This is a genomic window from Streptomyces sp. NBC_00510 (genome assembly GCA_036013505.1).
In the GTDB taxonomy this organism is placed as follows: domain Bacteria; phylum Actinomycetota; class Actinomycetes; order Streptomycetales; family Streptomycetaceae; genus Actinacidiphila.
The window spans coordinates 9,967,407-9,987,313 of the sequence record CP107851.1 but is presented as its reverse complement, the minus strand read 5'-3'; the positions used below and the strand labels follow the sequence as shown (position 1 = coordinate 9,987,313).

17 protein-coding genes and 3 pseudogenes are annotated in these 19,907 nt (G+C 69.4%); 12 read left to right on the top strand and 8 right to left on the bottom strand.

Translation table 11 applies throughout. From position 1 onward, the window contains the following. Window positions 1–32: 32 nt before the first annotated feature. On the bottom strand, window positions 33–2,834 hold the full coding sequence (locus tag OG937_45610; GenBank protein WUD78466.1) for a toll/interleukin-1 receptor domain-containing protein: 2,802 nt from the start codon (window positions 2,832–2,834) through the stop codon (window positions 33–35). Between the two features lie 105 nt (window positions 2,835–2,939). On the opposite strand from OG937_45610, the gene OG937_45605 reads away from it, so the two are divergent. After that, window positions 2,940–3,110, top strand: a complete 171-nt coding sequence (locus OG937_45605; protein ID WUD78465.1) for a hypothetical protein — start codon at window positions 2,940–2,942, stop codon at window positions 3,108–3,110. Window positions 3,111–3,196: 86 nt separating this feature from the next. Here the strand turns inward: OG937_45605 and OG937_45600 are convergent, their stop codons facing one another. Next, complete coding sequence (locus OG937_45600) at window positions 3,197–4,687, bottom strand: replication-relaxation family protein (protein ID WUD78464.1); 1,491 nt, start codon at window positions 4,685–4,687, stop codon at window positions 3,197–3,199. A 521-nt stretch (window positions 4,688–5,208) separates the two neighbouring features. Next, window positions 5,209–5,478, bottom strand: a complete 270-nt coding sequence (locus OG937_45595) for a Uma2 family endonuclease (GenBank protein WUD78463.1) — start codon at window positions 5,476–5,478, stop codon at window positions 5,209–5,211. A 408-nt stretch (window positions 5,479–5,886) separates the two neighbouring features. On the opposite strand from OG937_45595, the gene OG937_45590 reads away from it, so the two are divergent. The 7 genes and pseudogenes from OG937_45590 (at window position 5,887) to OG937_45560 (ending at window position 10,928) form a co-directional block, all read left to right on the top strand. Next, entirely contained in the window at window positions 5,887–6,951 is a 1,065-nt protein-coding gene (locus OG937_45590) for a hypothetical protein (protein ID WUD78462.1), read from the top strand. Window positions 6,952–7,865: 914 nt separating this feature from the next. After that, window positions 7,866–8,005, top strand: a pseudogene (locus tag OG937_45585) (IS5/IS1182 family transposase). Between the two features lie 137 nt (window positions 8,006–8,142). Then, entirely contained in the window at window positions 8,143–8,640 is a 498-nt protein-coding gene (locus OG937_45580) for a hypothetical protein (GenBank protein WUD79102.1), read from the top strand. A gap of 825 nt (window positions 8,641–9,465) precedes the next feature. Further along, window positions 9,466–9,879: pseudogene (locus OG937_45575) on the top strand (DEAD/DEAH box helicase family protein). 130 nt (window positions 9,880–10,009) lie between these two features. After that, window positions 10,010–10,282: a hypothetical protein gene (locus OG937_45570; GenBank protein ID WUD78461.1), complete on the top strand. Its 273-nt coding sequence runs from the start codon at window positions 10,010–10,012 to the stop codon at window positions 10,280–10,282. Next, window positions 10,279–10,650 carry a hypothetical protein gene (locus OG937_45565; GenBank protein ID WUD78460.1) on the top strand — a complete coding sequence of 124 codons (372 nt, stop codon included), beginning with the start codon at window positions 10,279–10,281 and terminating at the stop codon, window positions 10,648–10,650. The genes OG937_45570 and OG937_45565 overlap by 4 nt, the downstream gene beginning before the upstream one ends. After that, entirely contained in the window at window positions 10,647–10,928 is a 282-nt protein-coding gene (locus tag OG937_45560) for a hypothetical protein (GenBank protein ID WUD78459.1), read from the top strand. The genes OG937_45565 and OG937_45560 overlap by 4 nt, the downstream gene beginning before the upstream one ends. A 244-nt stretch (window positions 10,929–11,172) precedes the next feature. Here OG937_45560 and OG937_45555 read toward each other — a convergent pair whose 3' ends face one another. The 4 genes from OG937_45555 to OG937_45540 form a co-directional block, all read right to left on the bottom strand. Further along, window positions 11,173–11,634: a hypothetical protein gene (locus OG937_45555; GenBank protein ID WUD78458.1), complete on the bottom strand. Its 462-nt coding sequence runs from the start codon at window positions 11,632–11,634 to the stop codon at window positions 11,173–11,175. Window positions 11,635–12,022: 388 nt separating this feature from the next. Beyond that, entirely contained in the window at window positions 12,023–12,754 is a 732-nt protein-coding gene (locus tag OG937_45550) for an aminoglycoside phosphotransferase family protein (protein ID WUD78457.1), read from the bottom strand. 475 nt (window positions 12,755–13,229) lie between these two features. Continuing rightward, a complete protein-coding gene (locus tag OG937_45545) occupies window positions 13,230–13,517 on the bottom strand; it encodes a hypothetical protein (protein ID WUD78456.1) in 288 nt (95 codons plus the stop codon). Window positions 13,518–13,544: 27 nt separating this feature from the next. Continuing rightward, a complete protein-coding gene (locus OG937_45540; protein ID WUD78455.1) occupies window positions 13,545–14,846 on the bottom strand; it encodes an FAD-dependent monooxygenase in 1,302 nt (433 codons plus the stop codon). A 310-nt stretch (window positions 14,847–15,156) separates the two neighbouring features. On the opposite strand from OG937_45540, the gene OG937_45535 reads away from it, so the two are divergent. The 4 genes and pseudogenes from OG937_45535 (at window position 15,157) to OG937_45520 (ending at window position 18,242) form a co-directional block, all read left to right on the top strand. Continuing rightward, window positions 15,157–15,807, top strand: coding sequence for a PAS domain-containing protein (locus tag OG937_45535; protein WUD78454.1), 651 nt, complete (start codon window positions 15,157–15,159; stop codon window positions 15,805–15,807). A gap of 10 nt (window positions 15,808–15,817) precedes the next feature. Beyond that, window positions 15,818–16,825, top strand: coding sequence for an ornithine cyclodeaminase family protein (locus OG937_45530; protein ID WUD78453.1), 1,008 nt, complete (start codon window positions 15,818–15,820; stop codon window positions 16,823–16,825). A 32-nt stretch (window positions 16,826–16,857) separates the two neighbouring features. Continuing rightward, complete coding sequence (locus OG937_45525) at window positions 16,858–17,988, top strand: DSD1 family PLP-dependent enzyme (GenBank protein ID WUD79084.1); 1,131 nt, start codon at window positions 16,858–16,860, stop codon at window positions 17,986–17,988. Between the two features lie 69 nt (window positions 17,989–18,057). Then, window positions 18,058–18,242, top strand: a pseudogene (locus OG937_45520) (exopolyphosphatase). Window positions 18,243–18,383: 141 nt separating this feature from the next. On the opposite strand, the gene OG937_45515 reads toward OG937_45520, so the two are convergent. After that, complete coding sequence (locus OG937_45515; protein WUD78452.1) at window positions 18,384–19,394, bottom strand: helix-turn-helix domain-containing protein; 1,011 nt, start codon at window positions 19,392–19,394, stop codon at window positions 18,384–18,386. Window positions 19,395–19,907 lie beyond the last annotated feature (513 nt).

Below are 19,907 nucleotides of genomic sequence, written 5' to 3'. Positions count from 1 at the left end.
GCAAGCCTGACGGGTCGACGTCGCGTCCCGCCCTACCAATCGATGTTGACCTGCACGCAGTTCATATAGAGGAACATGCCGGATGCGAAGAGGAGCCAGGCCAGCAGCAGGGTGTAACCATCCCAGGAAGTACGTGCCGCACGCAGCGGTCGCCGGGGCCACATCGCCTTGGCCCTGGGAAGCCAGGAGCGGCGAGCGGAGTAGAGAAACGGGAGCGGTGGCAGGGCGAGGGCAACGATGCACCCGCACAGCCCTGCCACGAGGGCGACGACAAGGATCCCCGCACCGGGCCGGTCCTTGGGCAGGAACATCTGGACGCCTTCTGCGGGCAGCACCGGGGTCCAGAGGATCGAGGCGCCCGTCGCGCACCAGAGCACTGCCAGTGCCAAGGCAAGCGTGTGGGATCGGGTGAGCTGGGGGGGCGTCAGGCGCCGGGCGGCCAGTCGGCCGGCCATCCGGAGAAGTACCGCCGCAGAAGCGACGGCCAGGACGGCCAGGGCTATGCTCTGCGGACTCGTCGGCGCGAAGACCAGTCGCGCAAGGGCGAACCCCGGAGCGAACGCCGCGGCCACCCGGAACATGGAAACGAGCGCACGCGACTCAAGCGGGGCCCGGAACCGGTCGGCGACGACCGGGACAGGCACGGGGTCCGCCAGGCCTGGCGCGGAGTCGGGTCGGCACACCGCGGCGACCAGGGCGAAGAGATGTTCCGGACGCTGTTCACGGAAATCCAGCCACTGATAGCGCCTCAGCGCCCCGTTGTCGTCAGGTATATCCACCTGGTCCAGCAGCACGCAAATCGCACGCGGTGCCCGCTCCCTGATGGCCTCCGTCACATCCGCCCAGTCCACATGCGAGCTGACGAGAACAAGCGTCCAGCCCGCCGGTGCCACAGTCTCAGTGCTCGTGTCAGAGCTTGCCCCAACGCCCGCCATTTGTAGGGCCGTGCGCAGGAATTCGGCCACGGACTCGTCGGCCTGCGCCAGGCACTGCACCTGCAGGACGACGTTCCCAACCGGTCGCCTCTGCCCGACCCCGTTCCGCATGCACAGCAGTCGCCATTCCCACAGAAACCGCGGGTCCCTGCCGCGCCGCGGCACCCCCGGCTGCCCCGCCCCGAGCTGGGTCTCACCAGCCAACTGCCAGATCTCCCGCCACCCTGCCCGGAGTCCCGGGTTCCGACTCGGACGCAGGGCACCCCGCCTCGGTCCCGAGCCTACATACGGGACCTCGGTGGCACGGCGACGCTGGTAGGCGACGCCCATCCCGGCGGGCAGCCACAGGTAGAACCACCGGGACCACAACGCGCAGCCCAGGCAGACCACCGCGGCCGCGACGGCTACGGCCAGGGCCCGGGCCACGGCGGCCGCATCCTCGGTCACCGCCGCCGGAGTGGGCCAGACCTCCCTCGCCACTGTGGGATCGCCGATGTCCGGCAGAGCCAGGATCGCCCTAACGCTGAAACCGCACGCAGCCGACACAGCCCCGCCGCTACCGACCGCGACCACGAGCGAGACCCAGCCGCAGCTCCGCCGCGCGAGGCCGACCGCCACAGCCAGCATCGCCGGTCCGAACGGGGCCACCATCGCGGTCAGCGTGAGGAGGATGTACTGCACACTGTGCCAGCGGCCCAGGCGAAGCCCGTTCAGCGCGTTGCTCTGCCGCCGCAGAGTCGGCTCGTCAAAAGGGCTCCCGGCAAGATGCCCAACCGAGACGTCCAGCCTCACCATGAGCACACTCGCCCACACAAGGGCGGCACCCATGATCACGGCACAGACCACGAACCCAGCTATCGAGGCGGGCACCCGAGGCAGCGACAGTCGCTGCGGCACCAGCCGACCCGGCTTCGACTCCTCGCCGCCCGGCTCAGCGCCCGACCCGCTTTCAAGCCGTTCCCCGGTCCCGACGATCTCTTCGCCGAGCATGTGCATCCGCTGCCAGAAACGAACGCGCAGATCATGCACGGGAAAACCGTCCAGCTCGGACGGCACAACGGTGCCCGCGACCAGGCCGACGTACACCGGGATCCTGCGCTCCAGCGCCCTGCCCCACTCCAGGCGAACGTACTCGGAGGCAATCGCCGCGGGCGAGGCCAGCAGCAGGAGCGCATCGGCCGTCTCCAGCGCGTCGTCCCACGCGGCCTCCCAGTCCATCCCTGGACGCAGCCGCTGCAGATCGAGCCAGGGATCCAACCGTTCGCGTGCCCACAGCGCCGCGGTCACCGCCTCTGCGAAGTGGAAGTCACGCCGCGAGTAGCTAACGAAGACCTTCAGCGGCCGACCACCGCCTGCAGGCGCTCCCTCTAACTCGTCCGGCCCGTCCGCCATCACTGCCCTCACCCGTGCCCCACCCTCGTCCGTTACCCCAGCATTCCCAAGCCGCCCCCGTCCTCCGATCCTCGCGTACCGTGCCGCCGCGAGCTTCCGTTGAGCCGTCACCACTCGGGTCTCCCCCCGTGCGTCGCGGATGGTTTCGACGGCCCCCAAGGTGACGCGTTCGGACAGAACGTCGGATCCGTCGGTGAGGTTGCGGATGGCCAGCCTCACCGCTTCGTCCGGGAAGTTCGCTGTGCGTGATATCCAGCCTAGAGAAGTCGACGCGCTCTCACCGGCGTAGGTCACGGATTCGGCGACCACACCCGCGTAGCCTGTCGGTCGGGCCGGCATCGAACCCACGCCCGAGGACACGAAGCCCACGCCACACACCCCGCGCGCCGAGCGGGAGACCGGAGAGCGGGTGGTTCGCAGGGTGGGGCCGGAAGCCTTCCGGTTCCTGCTCAAGGCAGGTTTCGCCGGGCCGGCCGACATCAGGGCGGGATCAAGTACATCGGTCACGGTCTGAGGTTCGGGATCCGCCACTACCAGTGGCACTGCGAAGTCGCGGTGTCTGCGTTCGCGGAGAAAGCAGACGTACCCTCCACGGCGCGGGATCGCGTGTACGTGGGCAACCTGTACGTCAGATGCGGGCTCGGGCCACTGAACCATCTGCCCAACACCGCGCGCAACGCCCGTCTGACCGAACTCAGAGTCCGGGCGTTCGCCAGCGTTATGCGTGAACTCCTGCCCTTCCTGCTCGGCCCCGACCGCGACACCCTCATGCGCAAAGCCTGAGCAGCGGCCGGGCCGCCGCCTCACGATGGTCGCCAGGGCTTGACTCGGACTTCCCGTGTAGGCAACGAACACCGCCTGGGCGGGGTTCAGCTGCGCAGCCAGCCGAACAGTCCGTTGCCACGGCGTTCGCGTGCCCACTCCGCTTCCGCCTCGGCCCTCTCCCGGTCAAGGCGTTCACGCTCGCTGCGGCAGAGCGGGCACTCGGCTCCGGGCGCCAGGCCGTCGCCCTGCCCGCCGTCGTAGTCGTCCGGATGGACGTCGGTGCCGCAGGCCGGACAGGGCCACATTTCTGCCCGGCGGCGGCGCTGTTCTTCCATGCGTCGCTGCTTGCGGGCCTCCCTGGCCGCGGCGCGGGCTCGTTCGGCAGCCTGCCGGGCCGCATGCCGCTGCTCCTCCCGCTGCCGGTAGGCGCGGTAGTCGTCAGGATTGTCCAGGGCGGCGGTAAGCGCCTCGCGGACGCTGTGGCCGAAGCGCCGCCACACCGCCCCATGCGGGCCATCAGCAGCCAGCCGGTCCAAGGTGGTGACCAGGACAGGCACCGTGAAGTCGTAGGTGCGCCAGCCGTCTGGCGTGCCCCAAGCATCGGTGTAGGGGCCGGTATGCCAGGTGCCCTGCCAGTACCGGGCCGAAAGGCGGGCCACTTCGCTGATGCGGCGCTGCGGCACCTGGGGGTTGACCCGCCGGGTGAAGACGATCGCCACCGGCGGGTAGCCCCCACGACAGGAGTCCTCCCATCGTGTCGACCACAGCGGGACGTCGTCCCCTACGCGGTGGCCGGTCATGGTGCGCTGGAAGAAGCGGTGGTAGCGGGCGATCTTGTCCGCCAGCACAGCTGCCGGTTCGGTGTGGTTGTCGACCTCCACGAACAACACCGGCAGCTGGTCCTGTGGTGCAGTCAGCACCGCGTCGGCCCGCAGGCTGCCCCTGCCGGGCGTGGTGAAGGTTCCGGTGACCGGGAGGATCACTTCCGTCGTCCAGCCGCGCAGGGTGCCCAGGCCGCGAGGCCGGGCGGATACCCGCCGTGACCCCGGCTGGACTGCAGGGGCGGGCTGGGTGCCGGTGGCAGGCCCGGCGCTTCGGGCGGGGGCGGGGGTTTCCGTTGGGGCGGGCCCGGCGCTTACGGGCCTGGCTTCGTCAGCGAGGCAAGGGCTGCGGCGGGGGATGGGGTGGGTGGGTTGTGGTGGTGACTGGCAGAACGCGTCGATGGTGTCGGTCACCTTCAGCGCGTGCCCGGCACCGGCCTTCGCCGCCTCCCGCGCCGTGCCGCCCATCTCCTTCGGCGGGCGGCCGAGTTCGCCGGCGGCCGCCGCCAGCCCCGCCGTAGTCAGGTTCCACACCTGCTCCGCCACCGGCCTGCCCGACCGGCCGGGCCGGTTGGCCGAGCCCACCGACTCCACCAGCCCCGCCGCCTTCAGGTCCTTGCACGCATTGCGGACCGTCTGCACATCCGCCGTCCCCGGCAACACCAGCTGCCGCAGCTGCCCGGCCGTGGCGACCTTCACCACCCCCAGCGCCAGCAGCACCAGACCCCGCACCCGGGCCGTCGACCCATACGGCCACCGCCTGCTCCCCGTCACCCCACACCTCGCCTCCCCCGCCGCCGCTCCACATCCCAACCGGCCCCCCTGGGGGGCCACACCGGCTCCCCGACCGCGGGGCGCGGCCGACGGCCCGCGCACGCACACCCCCCGGGGCTGGGCGGGCACCCCGGGCCCCACCGCAAGCCCCACCACGACCACTCCACCACCCACCACTGACACACAAGCACGGGAGTAAAGGGCTGTCGGCACCGCCGCCACCCACGCACAGGCCCGCTGACCTGCACGAATGCAACACCGGGCACGGGAGGTCACCGTAGGGGACCGCATAGGGGACACCGTAGGGAGCGCTACAGGGGCCACAGAGCTCCGGCACGCCGCCCGGACACGACACCCCGGGCTCGCTCACCGCGGCAAGCCCACACGGCGGCGACACAGCAACGCCGGCCGGCCTTGAGGGTGCCGGCCCTGCTGTCGCGCGGGCGTGTGCCGGGCGTTCCTGGCGTGCGCGTGCACCGATAGCGGCATGCGCCGCTCTACGGTCGGCCAGTGCCGGCTGCCTACCGCTTCACCAGGTCGGCGGGGTCGATGTCCAGGGGAAACGGCTCCGTCACTGCCGTGGTCCGGCCGGCTGGGACCAGCCGGTCGCTGTAGGCGCCGTGCTCCAGGTGCCCGAGGTACAGCCGCGGAGCAGGCTCCAGCTCCAGGCGCCAGTAGTGCTCGATCCCCGCTGCCGCATACAGAGCGGGCTTCACCTTCCGGTCCGCGACGCGGGTGGAGGGAGAGGCGATCTCCACGACGGCGATGACGTCCTGGGCATGCACGGTCACACCGGACAGCACGCCAGTCGCCCTTCGGCGGGGAAGCTCTGCAAGCCCGTCACCGTGCAGCCTCGCAAAGCAGCAACCGCGACCCGTCATAGCGTCAGATTCAGCGGCAGGGGCAGCCCGTGGAGCGGTGAGGTACCGAAAGTCCTGGCGACCTGCGGTGGTGAGCAGATTCGTGCTCCTCACCGGTGACACCAGTGAACCCGGGCGGCCGGATCGCAGGGAGAACGTCGTGTTCGACGCGGTGAGCAACCACGCCTGCGGATCTCGGGGCGTATCCCGCGCTGACCGCGACGGCACACCACGCAACAAGTGCGTCACCGCTGCGCACCAGTGCGGTCTGGGAGGCGCCGAAGCGTGACGCCGTACCGCATCGTGGGGGTCGGTCACAACTAACGGGGGGATGCGGCAATGGAGTTCACTGCCGGTAGACGGATACGGCAGACCGGGCGGCGTTTCCTGGGCGTCGCCGGCGTCGGGCTAGCGGCAATGGCGGCGTGGTTCGTGGCGGAAGGGCGCCCCGACCACCTCACGGACCTTGCGTTTCCTGTGCTTGCCAGCGCTCTGTGCGTGCTCTTGGGAGTGGTGCAATTCGCCCGGCTGCGGAAGCCGTTCCGGCTCGTCGTTGACGACTTCGGAGTGACGACGTACGACGGGGCATTGAGCTGGGCGCAGATCGAGGCTATCGCCCTCCGCTACCCGGAACCGGTGTACGGCGAGGACGGAACCAGCTATCCCGCTCCGCTGCTCACCCTCCGTCCCGTCGCGGGCGTCACGTTGCCGCGCAAGCCCGATCCGACCCGCGACGGACGGCTGCGGTACACCCTGCTCGACACTGACAAGCTCGATCAGGGTATTTCCGAGCTCACCGATGCACTGGCGTACTACGGGGGCGAACGGTTCGAGACGGTCCCCTTGTCCGTGCGGCCTCCCGCTCCCCCCGTCGTGGCCGACGCGGCGTGGAATGTTCCCGGTGGCGAGTGCGTGTTCCTCGGGCGGGAGCCCAACGGAGCGCGGTTCTTGACCCGGCTCGGCGTCGCCTGCGTACTCACTGTGCCTGCCGGTGTAGTGGCAGCCACGTCGGCCGGTCACTTCGGAACGTTCTGGGCCCTCTGGGGCTGGGGCACCGTGATTGCCTGGGGGATGACGATCCACTCCTTCCGACGCTGGAGGCGGCCTCTTCGGCTGCGGATCGGGCCAGGTGGCATCGGGATGCGTGAGTACGCCACCTCCGAGTTCTACGTCCCATGGTCCAAGATCGCCGCGGTTGTCTTCGAGACCCGCCCCGGCACCTCGAAGCAGACCGTCCAACTGACCCTCCTGCCCCTCCCCGGCGCCGACCTCGGCCGGGATCGCACGCACCTCATCGACGGCCACCAGGCCTATACCCTGGTGCGCCTCGACCGGCTGCATGACGGGGAACACGCAGTCGCGCCCGCCCTTGAGACCTACGCGGGCGAATGCTTCAGCCGCTGACCGAAGCGCGGACAGCCAGCCGGGGGGCCTCCACAGCGACAGTCCCCCTCGCGGCCACACCACACGCCGGCCCCGTCTGCGTCGGACACCCAGCGCGCAGCGGGCGAGGCGTGGCTGCCGCAGAGCCCCGGCCGCATCGATCCCATCGAGCCGGCCGGGACCCCGCCCTCGTGGGCCCGGCAACCGGTCCGGTACGAACCGCCATCGACGAGGTCGTCTCGGCGACCAGAGCAGCGATCCGTGCGCGGCCGCGGCAGCCCTCTCGGGCCTGCTGCGGCCGCGCACGGAATACCCACCACCATCCGCCCGGCGGTCGCCGCACGCCCCGAACAGGCGACGTCACCGCGTCCTCTTCGTGCCCGAACCAGCGGGGTCACGGCAGGTCAGTCTCTGAGCCTGTGCCGGAGCCCCGCGCGCAGCAGGTCAGGGATGGCCGTCGTGTCGCCTTCCACGCTCTCCTCGTGGCTGTCCGGTTCGGGGCCATGCTCACCTGGCCAACGTCCAAGGGCTCTTCACCCTGAGAACGGCCAGCTCACGCCAGAGCCCGTCAGGGGCGGGGTGAGGGCGTCGATGAGGACCCGTACCTGCAGCAGGGTGCCGTCGCTGGCGGCTCCCGGTGCCGGGGCAATGACCTGGACGACGAGTACGAACAGTGTGCACAGGCGGCCGTCGGCGACCGCCTGTGGGAGGCCCCGCAGGGATGCTCGCAGAGACTCTTCGCTCCAGCGGATAGGAGCCAGGCCATCGGCGAGATCGCGCTCTTCCACACTGGGTTGCCAAACACCCGTGCGGAAGTCGTCCAGCAGGCCCGCAGTGGCAGACCCCAACAAGTCGGCAGGCACCGTCGTCGTGCGCTTTGTAACGAGACGGCGGTGAGTACGACGCCAGGAGCCGACCACGCGCAGCGGGCACCAAGGAACCCGGATCGGCTTCGGGTGCCTGACCGTGTTGCTCTGGCGGGCATTGTCTATGTAATGCGCAAGGTGTGGACAGGCGGGCCGTCCCCGCCGGTGTGGTGGGCTGCTCGGGCGTGACCGCCTGGCGCCGCCTGCGGCCGGTGCCGCAGCCGCTCCCGGTGTGGGTCGGCGGGTCGGGCTCCCATTACCTGACGTTTTGTCAGAATGGCGTCGGGGGCAATCCCAGGCCCGGGCGAGGCTCGCGCCCGGAGTGCGAGGAAGGCGAAGGAGCGAAGTGGACCTCGAGCAGTACAAGGACAACGTGGCGCATGCGGCCGAGGAGGCCCGTGACTGGTTCTTCAACCAGTACCTCCCGGCCTGGACCGCCGTGGCTGCGGACCCATCCGCCGATCCCCGGGTCGTTCTGAACTTCTGGGTCCCTCCGCTCAGCGTCTCAAGGGACGACCCCGACCCGGCCCGCGCCCTGTACGACTGGTGCCCCGACCCGGACTCGGTACTGGTCTACCTTGCTGCGCAGCAGGAGCCGCTGCGGGCCGCCGGATACACCCACACCGATGTTCCCGACAGCCGAGTGACCGCCTACAGCTCGCACTCCGCCGGGATCGACGTGATCTGGTCGCGCCGCAGGGCCGACAACACCGAGATCGAGCGCCTCGCAGTGCACTTCGAGGTCCGGCGTCACGACTCCGGTACCTGGCGCATCATCGCCATCGCCTCCCACCCGACCGACGTCGACCGCATCGCCGACACCTTCGTCACCGTGACCCCCTGATCCGCCTCACGCGCGGGGCCTGACGTCGGCGACATGCCCACAATGACCCGTTCACCTCGTACAGCCCCTAATCGGTGACTTCGCCCGGCGTGGCTCTCGCGAACGTGGAGGGGGTGAGTTGATAGCGGCGCTTGAGGCCAGCCTCCGCGCAACGGGAAAGCACCGAAGGAGACCGAACTGCTGCGTGTCTGCATCCGATCCGAATCGTCGCCTATGCGGCGGGCACGCCCCCTTGCCGGTTCAACGGCGGCGCGAGGTATCGCAACACCAGATGCAGCCTGCTTCACCCGCTCAGAGAACAACCGACCACCAGCAACGTTCCATCGCCACGGCTCTCGACCAGTGCGGTTCGAGGATTGTTGCTCTTGTGGGGCGGGCATGGCTTTCCAGCAGGTGACACGATGGGTCTGAGGGGGCGCCGCGGCTCGCAAGAAGTGACCGCTCAGCTTTTGCAGGCCTACCAGGACGCGAAGAAGGCCAAGGCCGCCGAGGAAAAGCGCCTGCAGCAGGAATCGTTCGAAGCGGCCCCGGGCGTGTCGGCGGCCGAACGGGGATCCGGACGTTCACATCGGGCACGCGGGGTCTTCCGTTCACGGTGCTGCAGGACACTACAGGGGGTCCGGGTACGTTCCCGTGCCGCTTCCGGAACGCGCGCGACACCCGAGAGTGGCGGACGGGCCGCAGGCCGGCTCGTGGCCGGAGACTGGCCGGTACGGTGTCACACCGGACGCCTTGGCTCTCGCCACCTGCACGAGCAACGCGTGTGGGCAGGAACAGGGCGCAGGCGGCGGTGGCTGTCCCACCGGCCCAGGAGGAGGAGCAGGCGTGAAGAGCGTCCGGCTGCGCGAGCACCAGGTCGAAGCGAACGCGCGGATCCGGCAGTGGGCGGGGTTCCCCGCACGCTCCCCCGTCCCCGACGACGGGGCGCGGGCCACGCTGGTGTCCGCCACCGGATCGGGGAAGACCATCACCGCCGCATGGGCTGCGCTGGATCTGTTCCGGGACTGCCGGATCCTGGTCATGGTGCCCACCCTCGACCTGCTCGTGCAGACCGCGCAGGCCTGGCGCCAAGTCGGGCACCGCGGGCCCATGGTCGGCATCTGCTCGCTGGAGGGTGACGAGCTGCTGGAGCAGCTGGAGGTGCGGACCACCACGAACCCCATCCAGCTGACGCTGTGGGCCGGTACCGGGCCCGTGGTCGTGCTCGCCACGTACGTCTCCCTGGTGGACCGGGACGACTCCGCACCTCATTCTGAAACGATCAGCAAGGCCCGCCCAGGCGTAGCCGGTCCGAAGCCATGCGGATCCAGCCCTCCAGGAAATGTCAAGCGCGCTTGCGTTTGCGTTATAGGTCAGGCAGGATCGTCCCATGGTGACCTCACCGCGCGTGACCCGCGTCATACTGGATCTCGAGGAAACGGACGAGCTGGACCGTCTCGCCCGCGCCGTCGAGGAGTACACCCTGGCGCTGGAGCAGGCGCGAACGGCACTGAGTGAGGCAGCGGGCAGGATCGCCGCCCGTTATGAACGCGGCGGACCGGCCGCGGTGGCCGCCCGTGTGGGCTGGTCGCGTCAGCACGTCTCCACCTTGGCTGCAGCCCACCGTCGCAACCTCAGCAGTCAAGGAAAGGACGCAGCATGAGCACCGCATCCGAACACCCGGAGCGCCGGAGCGTGCCGCAGCCTTCCTCTACGGCCGAAGAGCTGCGAGCCGCTCTCGCCCGGATCGCGCCGGAGGCGGTGCCCACCTTCGATGCCGAGCGGGCCGCGGCCATGACCCAGGCGCGGAGTGAGGTCAGCTCCGCCCCCGTGCGGCGGTTCCTCGGCCAGTGGGCGCTGCAGGTCGCCATTGAACGCCATCCGGAACAGGCCGCCCGGCTCCGGCACCTCGAAGCCCGGGCCGCCGTCGTCGAGGACCCGGACGAGGCCAGGACGGTCGCCGCCGAGATCGGGTGGATCCTCGACAAGGCCGCCACCGAGGCTGGGCTGCCCCGCAGCGGTCAGTCTTGAGCGGCTGGCGCTGGGAGTACGACCCGGACGCCGAGCATGTCGTCAACGGCCTGCCCGCGCGGGTCGTGGCCGAGGTCGAGCGCCTGGCCGGCGAACTCGTCGTCCTGGCCGATGTGGGCGTCGACGTCACCGACATCGGCGACGGCCCCCGCAAGGGCGTCCCCGGCGGACTGCGCCGCATCCCCCTCCTCGCAGACGGATGGTTCTACGCCCTGCCCCTACCCCGCCTGCAACTCATCGCCGTCGTCCGCGTCATCCCCCCGTACACGGACCAATAAAGGCAACGCGGCACGTCACATCCCCACGGCAACAGACAACAGCCGGCCCCAAAATCCATGCCGCCTGCGCAGGCCGTTGACACGCGGCCCCCGGGAACATGCCATGCGGCTCGGTTCGCCTCGTCCGCACCCGCTGCAGTTTGGCAGCGGTGTACGTGTGCCCGCGGGCTGATGTGTCATCGCCGGCGCCGGGGCCTTCCCCTACCACATCCCGGCGCCCCCGGCCGCCGTGGTGGTCGCAGCGTTAAGGGCGCTCGTCCGCGTTACGCCGCTGGGTGGTCTTCATCGGGGGCTTGCGGATGATGTCTGAATCACCCCGCTCGCGGGGTATGTAGGAAAAGCCGTTCGCCGTGTCCGGGTCGTAGTGGACGACCGTGCCTTGTTCCTCGAGCATGACTCGCCACGATTCCAAACGCTTGGCTCTGTCCTCGTCGAGTGCCAAGCCGGCCCGCCGACGGGCCTCCACCCGCAGCATGATCACCGGATACAGCTGCCAGTGCTCCTTCTTCACCGCCCACGGAATCAGCTCGTCATCACGCGCGATCCTGCGATCAAGCCCCCGCCTGTGCCGAAAATTCCCCCACATCGAGGACACCGTGTCGATGCCGTACTTCCGCCGGTACTCATCAATCATGTCCTGATAGCTCCAGCCATCCTCGAACCACCGGATGACTTCCCCCTCGTCAACAATCTTCCTCTTCGGCACGAATCCCCTCCCTGAACTGCGGCAATGCAAGATACACCGCCCCCTGCAACACGCTACCCAGCTCATCGGAACCACCCGCACGCCCGAACCACCCGGATACCCGCACCGACGAACCGCCCTCCAACCATCACACCCACCCGGGACAGAACTCGGACCTGCCGCGTGACGTTGGCAGCGCCAGGACTGCGGGCAGCTCGAGGTGAACGCGGTGATACAAGGCAGGGCTGCGACGCTCCGCGGCGCCGCGAATGACCCGCGGCCAGCATCCTGCCCGCGCGACCTCCCGCATCCGGCCTTGCCGAACAGGCGACTTGACACTGCGGCCGGCTCGACATGGCCGTGGTCGCCGGACAGGCTCTGTCCTCGCGGCCGCTCCGGCCAGGTCGTTTCAGGCGTGGCCGAGGAGTTCCTCGCGCCGGGCCAGCGCCCACGCGCGCTCTTCCTCGATGTCCGGGATGAAGTTCTGCCGCAGGAATGCCGCCCAGGGGTCCGAGCCGCGCAGGCCGAGGCGCGCTATCCGCTCGGTCTCCTCGCGCTGCAACCGCGCCAGCGCGTCCAGCACGTCGGCTGGGTCCGCGCCGTAGGCGTCGCACAGTAGCCGCAGCCGCCGCGTCAACGGCGCGCCGGCTGCGCCGTAGCCGACCCTGCGCTGACGATCGGGAAGTCGCAGGGGCACGCTGTACCAGGCCAGCTGCGCGAGGTCGTCCAGCGCCTCACCGGGGATGGCCAGGTCCCAGTCGATAACCCCCACCAGGCGGTCGTCCGCCCACACCGAGTTCCAGCTGGTGAGATCGCCGTGGCGCATGATCAGGCCAGGACGCCAGCGCGCATCCGGATCGCACCAGACAGCCTGCGACGAGGGCCGGAAATCGCGTACAGCCTCGTGGTAGTCGCGCAGCCATCGACCGAGCGCACTGACGCCCTCGTCCGCGAGAAGCGCCCGCGGCCACGGGTACAGCCCGACCTCGCCACGCAGCAGCGACACCACCTCGTGACCGTCCACAGGACCGTCACCCAGGGCGCGCGGCGCACCAGCGAAACCCACCTGCTCCAAGTGGCGCAGCAGTTCCCGCACCGCAGGAGTCCACACCCGCCAGGGCCTGAGGATGGTCTCGCCCACACGACGCACCCTCGACAGGCCCCCACGCATTGATTCACCGTCCTGGATCACGGCGGAATCCTAATTAGCGGCGGAATTCTGGGCCCGGGCGCCCTACCGTTCCGGCCAGCTGCGGGCGCGGAAACCCGGGCTGAGTCGAGTAGTTGGCCGCCCGGCAGGCCACCCAACGGCCCCGTCCCACGCTCCAGGGCGCAGGACGGGGCCCCTGCTCTACTGCTCGGAACCGCCGGCAACCGCCACGCGCCCGCGGCCCGCGAGGTGCGCTCCCGGCCCCCAGAGCTGCATCTGCTTCTGGACAGAAGCCAGCGCGCGGCCGAGCAGCCCCTGGTGCCTCCGCTACCGAGCTGAGCCCGTCCCCGGCAACGCAGCGGCCCGGCCACCCACGGGCGGCCAGGCCGCTGATCTCCGGCGGGAATGGTGCGGACCGATCCGCTGTAGGCCTCGAAGTCCTCGTCGCTCTCGCACTCGTCCCTGGTCAGGACCGCCACGGCCAGCAGTGCGTGCTCGTGTTCCCGCATGGTGAGGCGGTCGGCGAGGAGATGACGCTCAGATCCTCGTCCGCTGATACGGCGGCGATCACGTCATCGGCTGTGGCATCAACCCAGACCGGATCGTCGACGATGTGAACATGGGGCTCGTAGTCACCGTCGCCCCACGGCCTCAACGACTCCGCGCACACGGCTCGCCAGACAGTCTCGTCGCTGAAGTCGGTTCTGATGATCACCGCGGCAAACTCACTGCGGCCGGTGACAATGGGAAGCACTTCGGGTTCCGATCTGTTATGTGACACCTACGGCTTGGCTGACGAGGTGATCGGCGATCCGGCCGGGGCTGCGGAGTCCGGCGCCTCCGCGTAGTCGGGCAGCTCGATGCCGTTGATCGCGCGCCCGACCAGGTCGGTGAACCATTCGCCGGCGAAATCGGGGCGCGGCTCGGCGTCGGGCCCGGGGACGTCGCGGCTGCGGGCGTTCAATCGGCCGATCTCCTGGTTGGCCTCGACGAACGAGCGCATCCGGGCTTCGTAGCGGGTGAACCCGGTGTCGGGGTCCCACTCGGCGGCGGCCAGCTCTCCGGCCAGCAGGTAGGCGCCGACCAGTGCCAGCCCGGTGCCCTGCCCGGACATCGGCGACGAGCTGAACGCCGCGTCCCCGAGAAGCCCCACCCGTCCGCTCGACCAGCGGTCCATCACCACCTGGGCGACCTGGTCGAGGTAGAAGTCCGGGGTGTCGTCCAGGTGCGCGAGGATGTCCGGGGCCAGCCAGCCCAGGCCCGCCATCCGCTCACGCAGCAGGCGCTTTTGGGCCGCGACGTCACGGTGGTCGACGTCGAAGTCAGCCGAGGCGAGGTAGAACATGGCCATCGCCCGGGTGGCGTCCTGGATGGGGCGCAGAAGGGCTGAACGCCCGGACTTCTGGTCCTGGTACTCGAGCAGCCAGCGGTCCAGCCCGAACTCGTTGGGCACACTGTAGAAGGCCAGCACGTGCCCGAGGTGGCGGAGGAACCGCTCATGCGGCCCGAAGACCATCGCCCGCAGCTCCGAGTGCAGCCCGTCGGCCCCGACCACCAGGTCGAAGCGCCGCCGGTCCCCGCCCGCGAAGACCACGTCGACCCCATCCGCGTCCTGGGCGAGCTCGGCAATTCGGTCGCCGAAGATGTACTCGACGCCGTCGCGGGTGTCGTCGTAGAGCACCTGGGACAGGTCCCCGCGCAGGATCTCGATGTCCGCGATGAACCCGTCGCCACCGTCGTCATCCGCGCGGAAGGTCTCCAGCACCCGCCCGTCCGTGTCCACGGTGTGCGCGCCAGCGGTATCGGTGCACGCCGCGCGGACCACCGCGTCCAGCCCCATGCCCCCGATGACCTCCCTGGCGACCCCGCGCGCGTCCACCGCCTGCCCGCCGGGACGCAGCTCGCAAGCCCGCTCCACCACGGTCACCTCGGCCCCCCGCCGGCGCAGCCAGTGGGCCAGCGCGGGTCCCGCGATGCTCGCCCCCGCCACCAACACCCTGTGAACGTTCACCCGCGTCCCCTGTTCACCCGTCCGGATTGCGCGCTCCTGCTCGAAGTCGTCGACGCCCAACACTGCCTCCATGTGCTTTCTCCCGCGCTGGAACGTTCCCAGCACGGGCCCACCACTGTCGGTGGATCCAGGGCATGGACCGCGGGTCCGCACAAAACTCATCGGTACGGACGGGGTCTGTACGGCACCAAAGCGCCCGTTCCCGACTATGAGCCGCACCCTGAGCTTGGGTATCACCGGCCCCTGCGGCCTCTCTAAGGAGCCCAGTCTGCTCGTGCATGCCCAGGTGCGATCGCTCTCATCAGCGGCGTTGGCGCGGCTCGGAGAATGCTTTAGCATCATTGTCTAAAGATGGAATTTGAGTCCAGGATGGAGGCAGGCCGTGGAGCATCCCGTGGCCGTCGCTGCGGTCGAGGGCGATGAGCACCTTGTCCGCGAGGCGGAGAAGATCGCTGTGGCGTTGGGCCGCATGTTTCCCGGGCTGTGTGAGGTGGTGCTGCACGACCTGCGGGACCCCCAGCAGGCGATTCGGGTGATCGAGAACAACCTTTCCGGCCGGGAGGTCGGGGATTCGGCCACGGAGCTGGGCCTGGCGCGCATCGCGGATCCGCAGTACCCGAGCGTGATCCAGAACTACCCCAACCAGTTTCCCGACGGTCGGCCGGTGAAGAGCACGTCGATCGGCATCAAGAACGCCGCGGGCCAGTACATCGCGGCCCTGTGCCTGAACCTTGACGTGTCCGTCCTGTCGCCGGTGACGCTGGCGTTGTCGAACCTCGTGGCCACCGATGTCGAGCACCGCGAGCACCCGCTGGAGAATTTGCGGGACCGCAACGTGCGCGAGCTGCGCCGAACTGTGGAGGCGCTGGCCGCGGAGCGCGGTGCCACCCCCCGGTCGCTGAGTCGGGACGACAAGAAGGCGCTCGTGCGGCAGCTGCAGGGCGAGGGCTACTTCGAGGGGCGCGACGCCGCCCAGACCATCGCGGACCTGCTGGGCGTGTCCCGGGCCACGGTCTACAACTACGCCAAGTAAAGGGCAGTACATGACCGACACCGGACCGGCCGCACACACCGCACCTGCTTCTCCGCCCAGTTCCGGCCCGCCGTCGGACACAGGCCGTGGCCTGCTGTTCATCCCGGAGGAACAGACGGCTGCGCTCGTGGACGAGGAACTGGCTCTGGAAGCGGCACGCGCGGCCTTCGCCGCGACGGTGCAAGGCGTGGTCTTCCCTTCCCTGGCCGTGCACGGCTCCGATCCGCGCAACCGGTTCACGCTCAAGCCGTCCGCGTCCGCGACGCATGCCGGGGTGAAGATCGGCACCTACTGGCCGGACAACCTGAGACGTGGGCTCCCACGTCACCACTCCACTTTGCTGCTGCTCGACCAGAGGATCGGCCGGATCGCCGCCGCCCTGGAACTCGGTGCCGCGAACGCCTACCGGACCGCCGCGGCCGACGCGCTCGCCGTCGATCTGCTCGCCCCCACCGGCGCCGCCACCCTTGCGGTCTTCGGCACCGGCCATCAGGCTGCCTATGAGGCGCGGGCCGTCGCCCGGGTCCGGCCGATCGGCGAGATCCTGATCGTGGGACGCGACAAGGCCCGCGCAGCGACCGCGGCTGCCGCACTCACCGCGCAGGGACACACAGCACGTGCGGCCGGTGCCGAGGAAGCCTGCGCGAGCGCCGACGTGATCGTCACCGCCACCACCGCACGGGCCGAAGACCCTCCCCTGTTCGAGGCCGAGTGGGTCCGCCCCGGCACGCACCTGTCCTGCATGGGCGCCGACGCCCCCGGAAAGCGGGAGCTGCCCCCCGCCCTGTTCGCCCACGCCCGGGTCTTCTGCGACCTGCCCGAACAGGCACGCCGCATGGGCGAAAGCCAGCACGCACCCGAGGACACCGTCCTCATCCCCCTCGGCGAAGTCCTCACCCAGCGCGCCCAAGGACGCACCGACCACCGTGACATCACAGTCTTCGACAGTTCCGGGATCGGGCTGCAAGACCTCTACCTGGCTCTGGCCCTCCTGAAGAAGATGGACATCTCCCTGTGACCACCACCCCCGCCCCCGCCGCACAGACCCTGATGGATCCGGACACCCCGTTCGCCGTTGTCGACGTGCACAAGAGCCTGCGCAACATCGAACGCCTGCGGGCCAGGGCCGGCCGGCTCGGGGTCACCCTGCGCCCGCACATGAAGACAGCCAAGAGCCTCGACGTCGCCGCGCTTCTGAACGACGGCGACACGTGTCCCATCACCGTCTCCACTCTCGCCGAGGCCGAGGCGTTCGCCGACGGCGGCTACACCGACATCACCTACGCCGTCGGCATCGATCCCCACAAGCTCCCCCGCGTCATCGCTCTCCTGCGGCGCGGCGTGACCGTGCGAGTCCTGCTGGACAGCATCGAGCAGGCCGTCTTCGTCGCGGAAGCCTCCGGCCAGGCCGGCCTGCCCATCCCGGCCCAGATCGAGATCGACTGCGACGGCCACCGCGGTGGTCTCAAGCCCGACGACCCCGCCCTCACCGAGACCGGCCGCATCCTGCACGACGCGGCCTGCCTCGACGGCGTGCTCACCCACGCAGGCGAGTCGTACTTCGCCTACAGCGCCGAAGAACAGCGCCTGGCCGCACAGAACGAACATGACACCGCGGTTGCCGCAGCCGAACGTCTCCGTGCGGCCGGTATACCCGTGGCCTGCGTCAGCGTCGGCTCCACCCCCACCGCGCACGCGGCCGAGGACCTCACTGGGGTCACCGAACTACGGGCCGGTAACTACATGTTCTTCGATCTGGTGATGGCCGGCCTCGACGTCTGCCAGGTGCAGGACCTCGCCCTGTCGGTGGTCGTCACCGTCATCGGCCACCGCCCCGAGTACGGGTGGATCGTCACCGACGGCGGCTGGATGGCCATGTCCCGCGACCGCGGCACCGCCGCCCAGGCCCAGGACCAGGGCTACGGTCTGGTCACCGACATGGCCGGCCACCTCATCCCGAACCTGGTCATGACGGCCGCGAGCCAGGAACATGGCACCCTCACCGCCCGCGACGGCACCGACTTGCCCGACCTGCCGGTCGGCACCCGGCTGCGCATCCTGCCCAACCACGCCTGCGCCACCGCCGCCCAGCACCACGGCTACCACGTCGTCGACAGCAGCAAGGGCAGGGAGCCCGCCCCGGTGATCCAAGCGCGCTGGCCCCGCATCACCGGCTGGTGACCTGCCCCGGGCAAGGGGGGCGAACCATCCACGCGGTGAGGTAGGTGAAGGCGGCCCCGGGTGAGATTGCAGCGTGCGGCGATCCCGGGGATGCACCCGGGCCGGGTCGACGTGATCGGCGCCAGGGCCCTGGTACTGCTGCGGATCATGGAGCGCACGAGCGCCCGGGAGGCGTGGTCTGCGAGCACGACATCCTCGACGGCATCGCCCACAAAGCGGCAGAGGACGTCGAGCGGGATAAGCGCAAGGGCTGACCTGCGGCAACGCACAGAACAGGGCCCCGCCGGATCGGCAACCGGCGGGGGCCCTGTCGTCTGCCCCGCTCACAGTCGAACGTTCCGAGCGGGGCACGGGGCGGCTCCGGTTCGCCTTCCAGCAACGTGGGCCCGGGACGGTCAGGGTGGTCCGTCCAAAGTGCTCTGCCGGAGATGTTTCGTTTCCGATGAGAGCCCACTCTGACCCAACCGAAAGTCGCGGGGGCTCACCCCGTACGCCGTCTTGAAGACGCGACTGAAGTGGGGTGCGCTGGCGAACCCCCACCGGTGGGCGATGGCCTCGATCGTCATGAACTGATGCACTGGCGAAGCCAGTTCCCTCCTGCACTCTTCGAGGCGCTGCGTCCTAATCCATTCACCAAGGGTGATTCCCGCTCGGGACAGGGTCAGGTAGAGCCAGCGTACGGAAACGTTGTGCTCGGCTGCGATACGCTCGGCAGTCAGATCGAGGTCTGCCAAATGGAGGCGCACATATTCCTGAACACGCTCAAGAAGTGTGCTGTTCAGGAGCGTTCTGGCCAGGTCGTCCCCGTACAGGACCATGGTCACCACAGCCCTGATCAGGTCGACACTGGGCTCCGCGAACAGGGCGGTATCGGCTTTACCGGCAGCGCCCCGAAGACGAGCCAGCCGGGTGAAGAACGCTGCCGTGGCGCCCACGGCCGGTCGCTCCGAACTGAGTGGACCAGCCGTGATCTGATCGAGCAGGGACGGCCGCAGCCCCAGGATGTGCGTGGGAACGCTCACTAGAACTCCACGTACTGGGCCGTGGAACAAAACCTCATAGGGCTTCGCATTGTCGAGCACCATGAGATCCCCGGCTTTTATCAGTCCGTGCCTGCCCGCCTGATGGAACTGGGAGACCCCCGCTTCCCGGATAGAGACGAGAATCTGCGGCACCATCTCCCCGTCCACCGGAGCATCAGTGCGCCGGATGCGGGTCACGTTCCAGCCGATCTCCGAGACTTTCACCGACCCGAGCGCGCTGGTGGTCGCGTGAGCCCGCTGGCGATTCGGATCCGACGGAAAGTCCACCTCTGCGCGGCCGTTGACGACGAACCCCGAGAGTTCACGGATCGCATTCGCTCGATCACCGGGAGCCATCGACGCTACGTCAAGTTCCTCTGCCATGCGGGCTTCCTCCTGAACCCGTCGCGGAGCCTGCATTGGACGGCAGATTCCCACCGTACTGCGGCAAATGATCCGTTCTTAACGGTTTTGCTGAATTTTACGCATGTATTCCGTTAGTACTTTTGCGGACCGGGGGCGGCGTTGCAGAACGCCCCTGAGCCGAACGGCGAGGGGCCGGGCCGTAGCGTGTTGCATCGGGCCGATTGTTCGGTGCCGGGCGGCGGATGGCTGAGCCGTCAGAGCGTCGAGACCGCCCTCGACGCGCCCGACGGCATCGCCTGGAGCATCACCTGAGCAGGGTCTTTCCATCTGAGCGGGATCCGGAGGCGGTCGTGACACACCCGCCCCACGAAGTCGCCTGGCCACTGCCTACGTACCGGGTGCAACGCTCATTGAACACGTGACCGCGAACGGACGGCTGACCGGGGCTAGCCTGTACGCTTTCGCCGCTGTCGTGTCTCAGAAGCCGATGTCGTACCGCTCATGTTGAGCGTGGGTTCGACCGCTGTATCT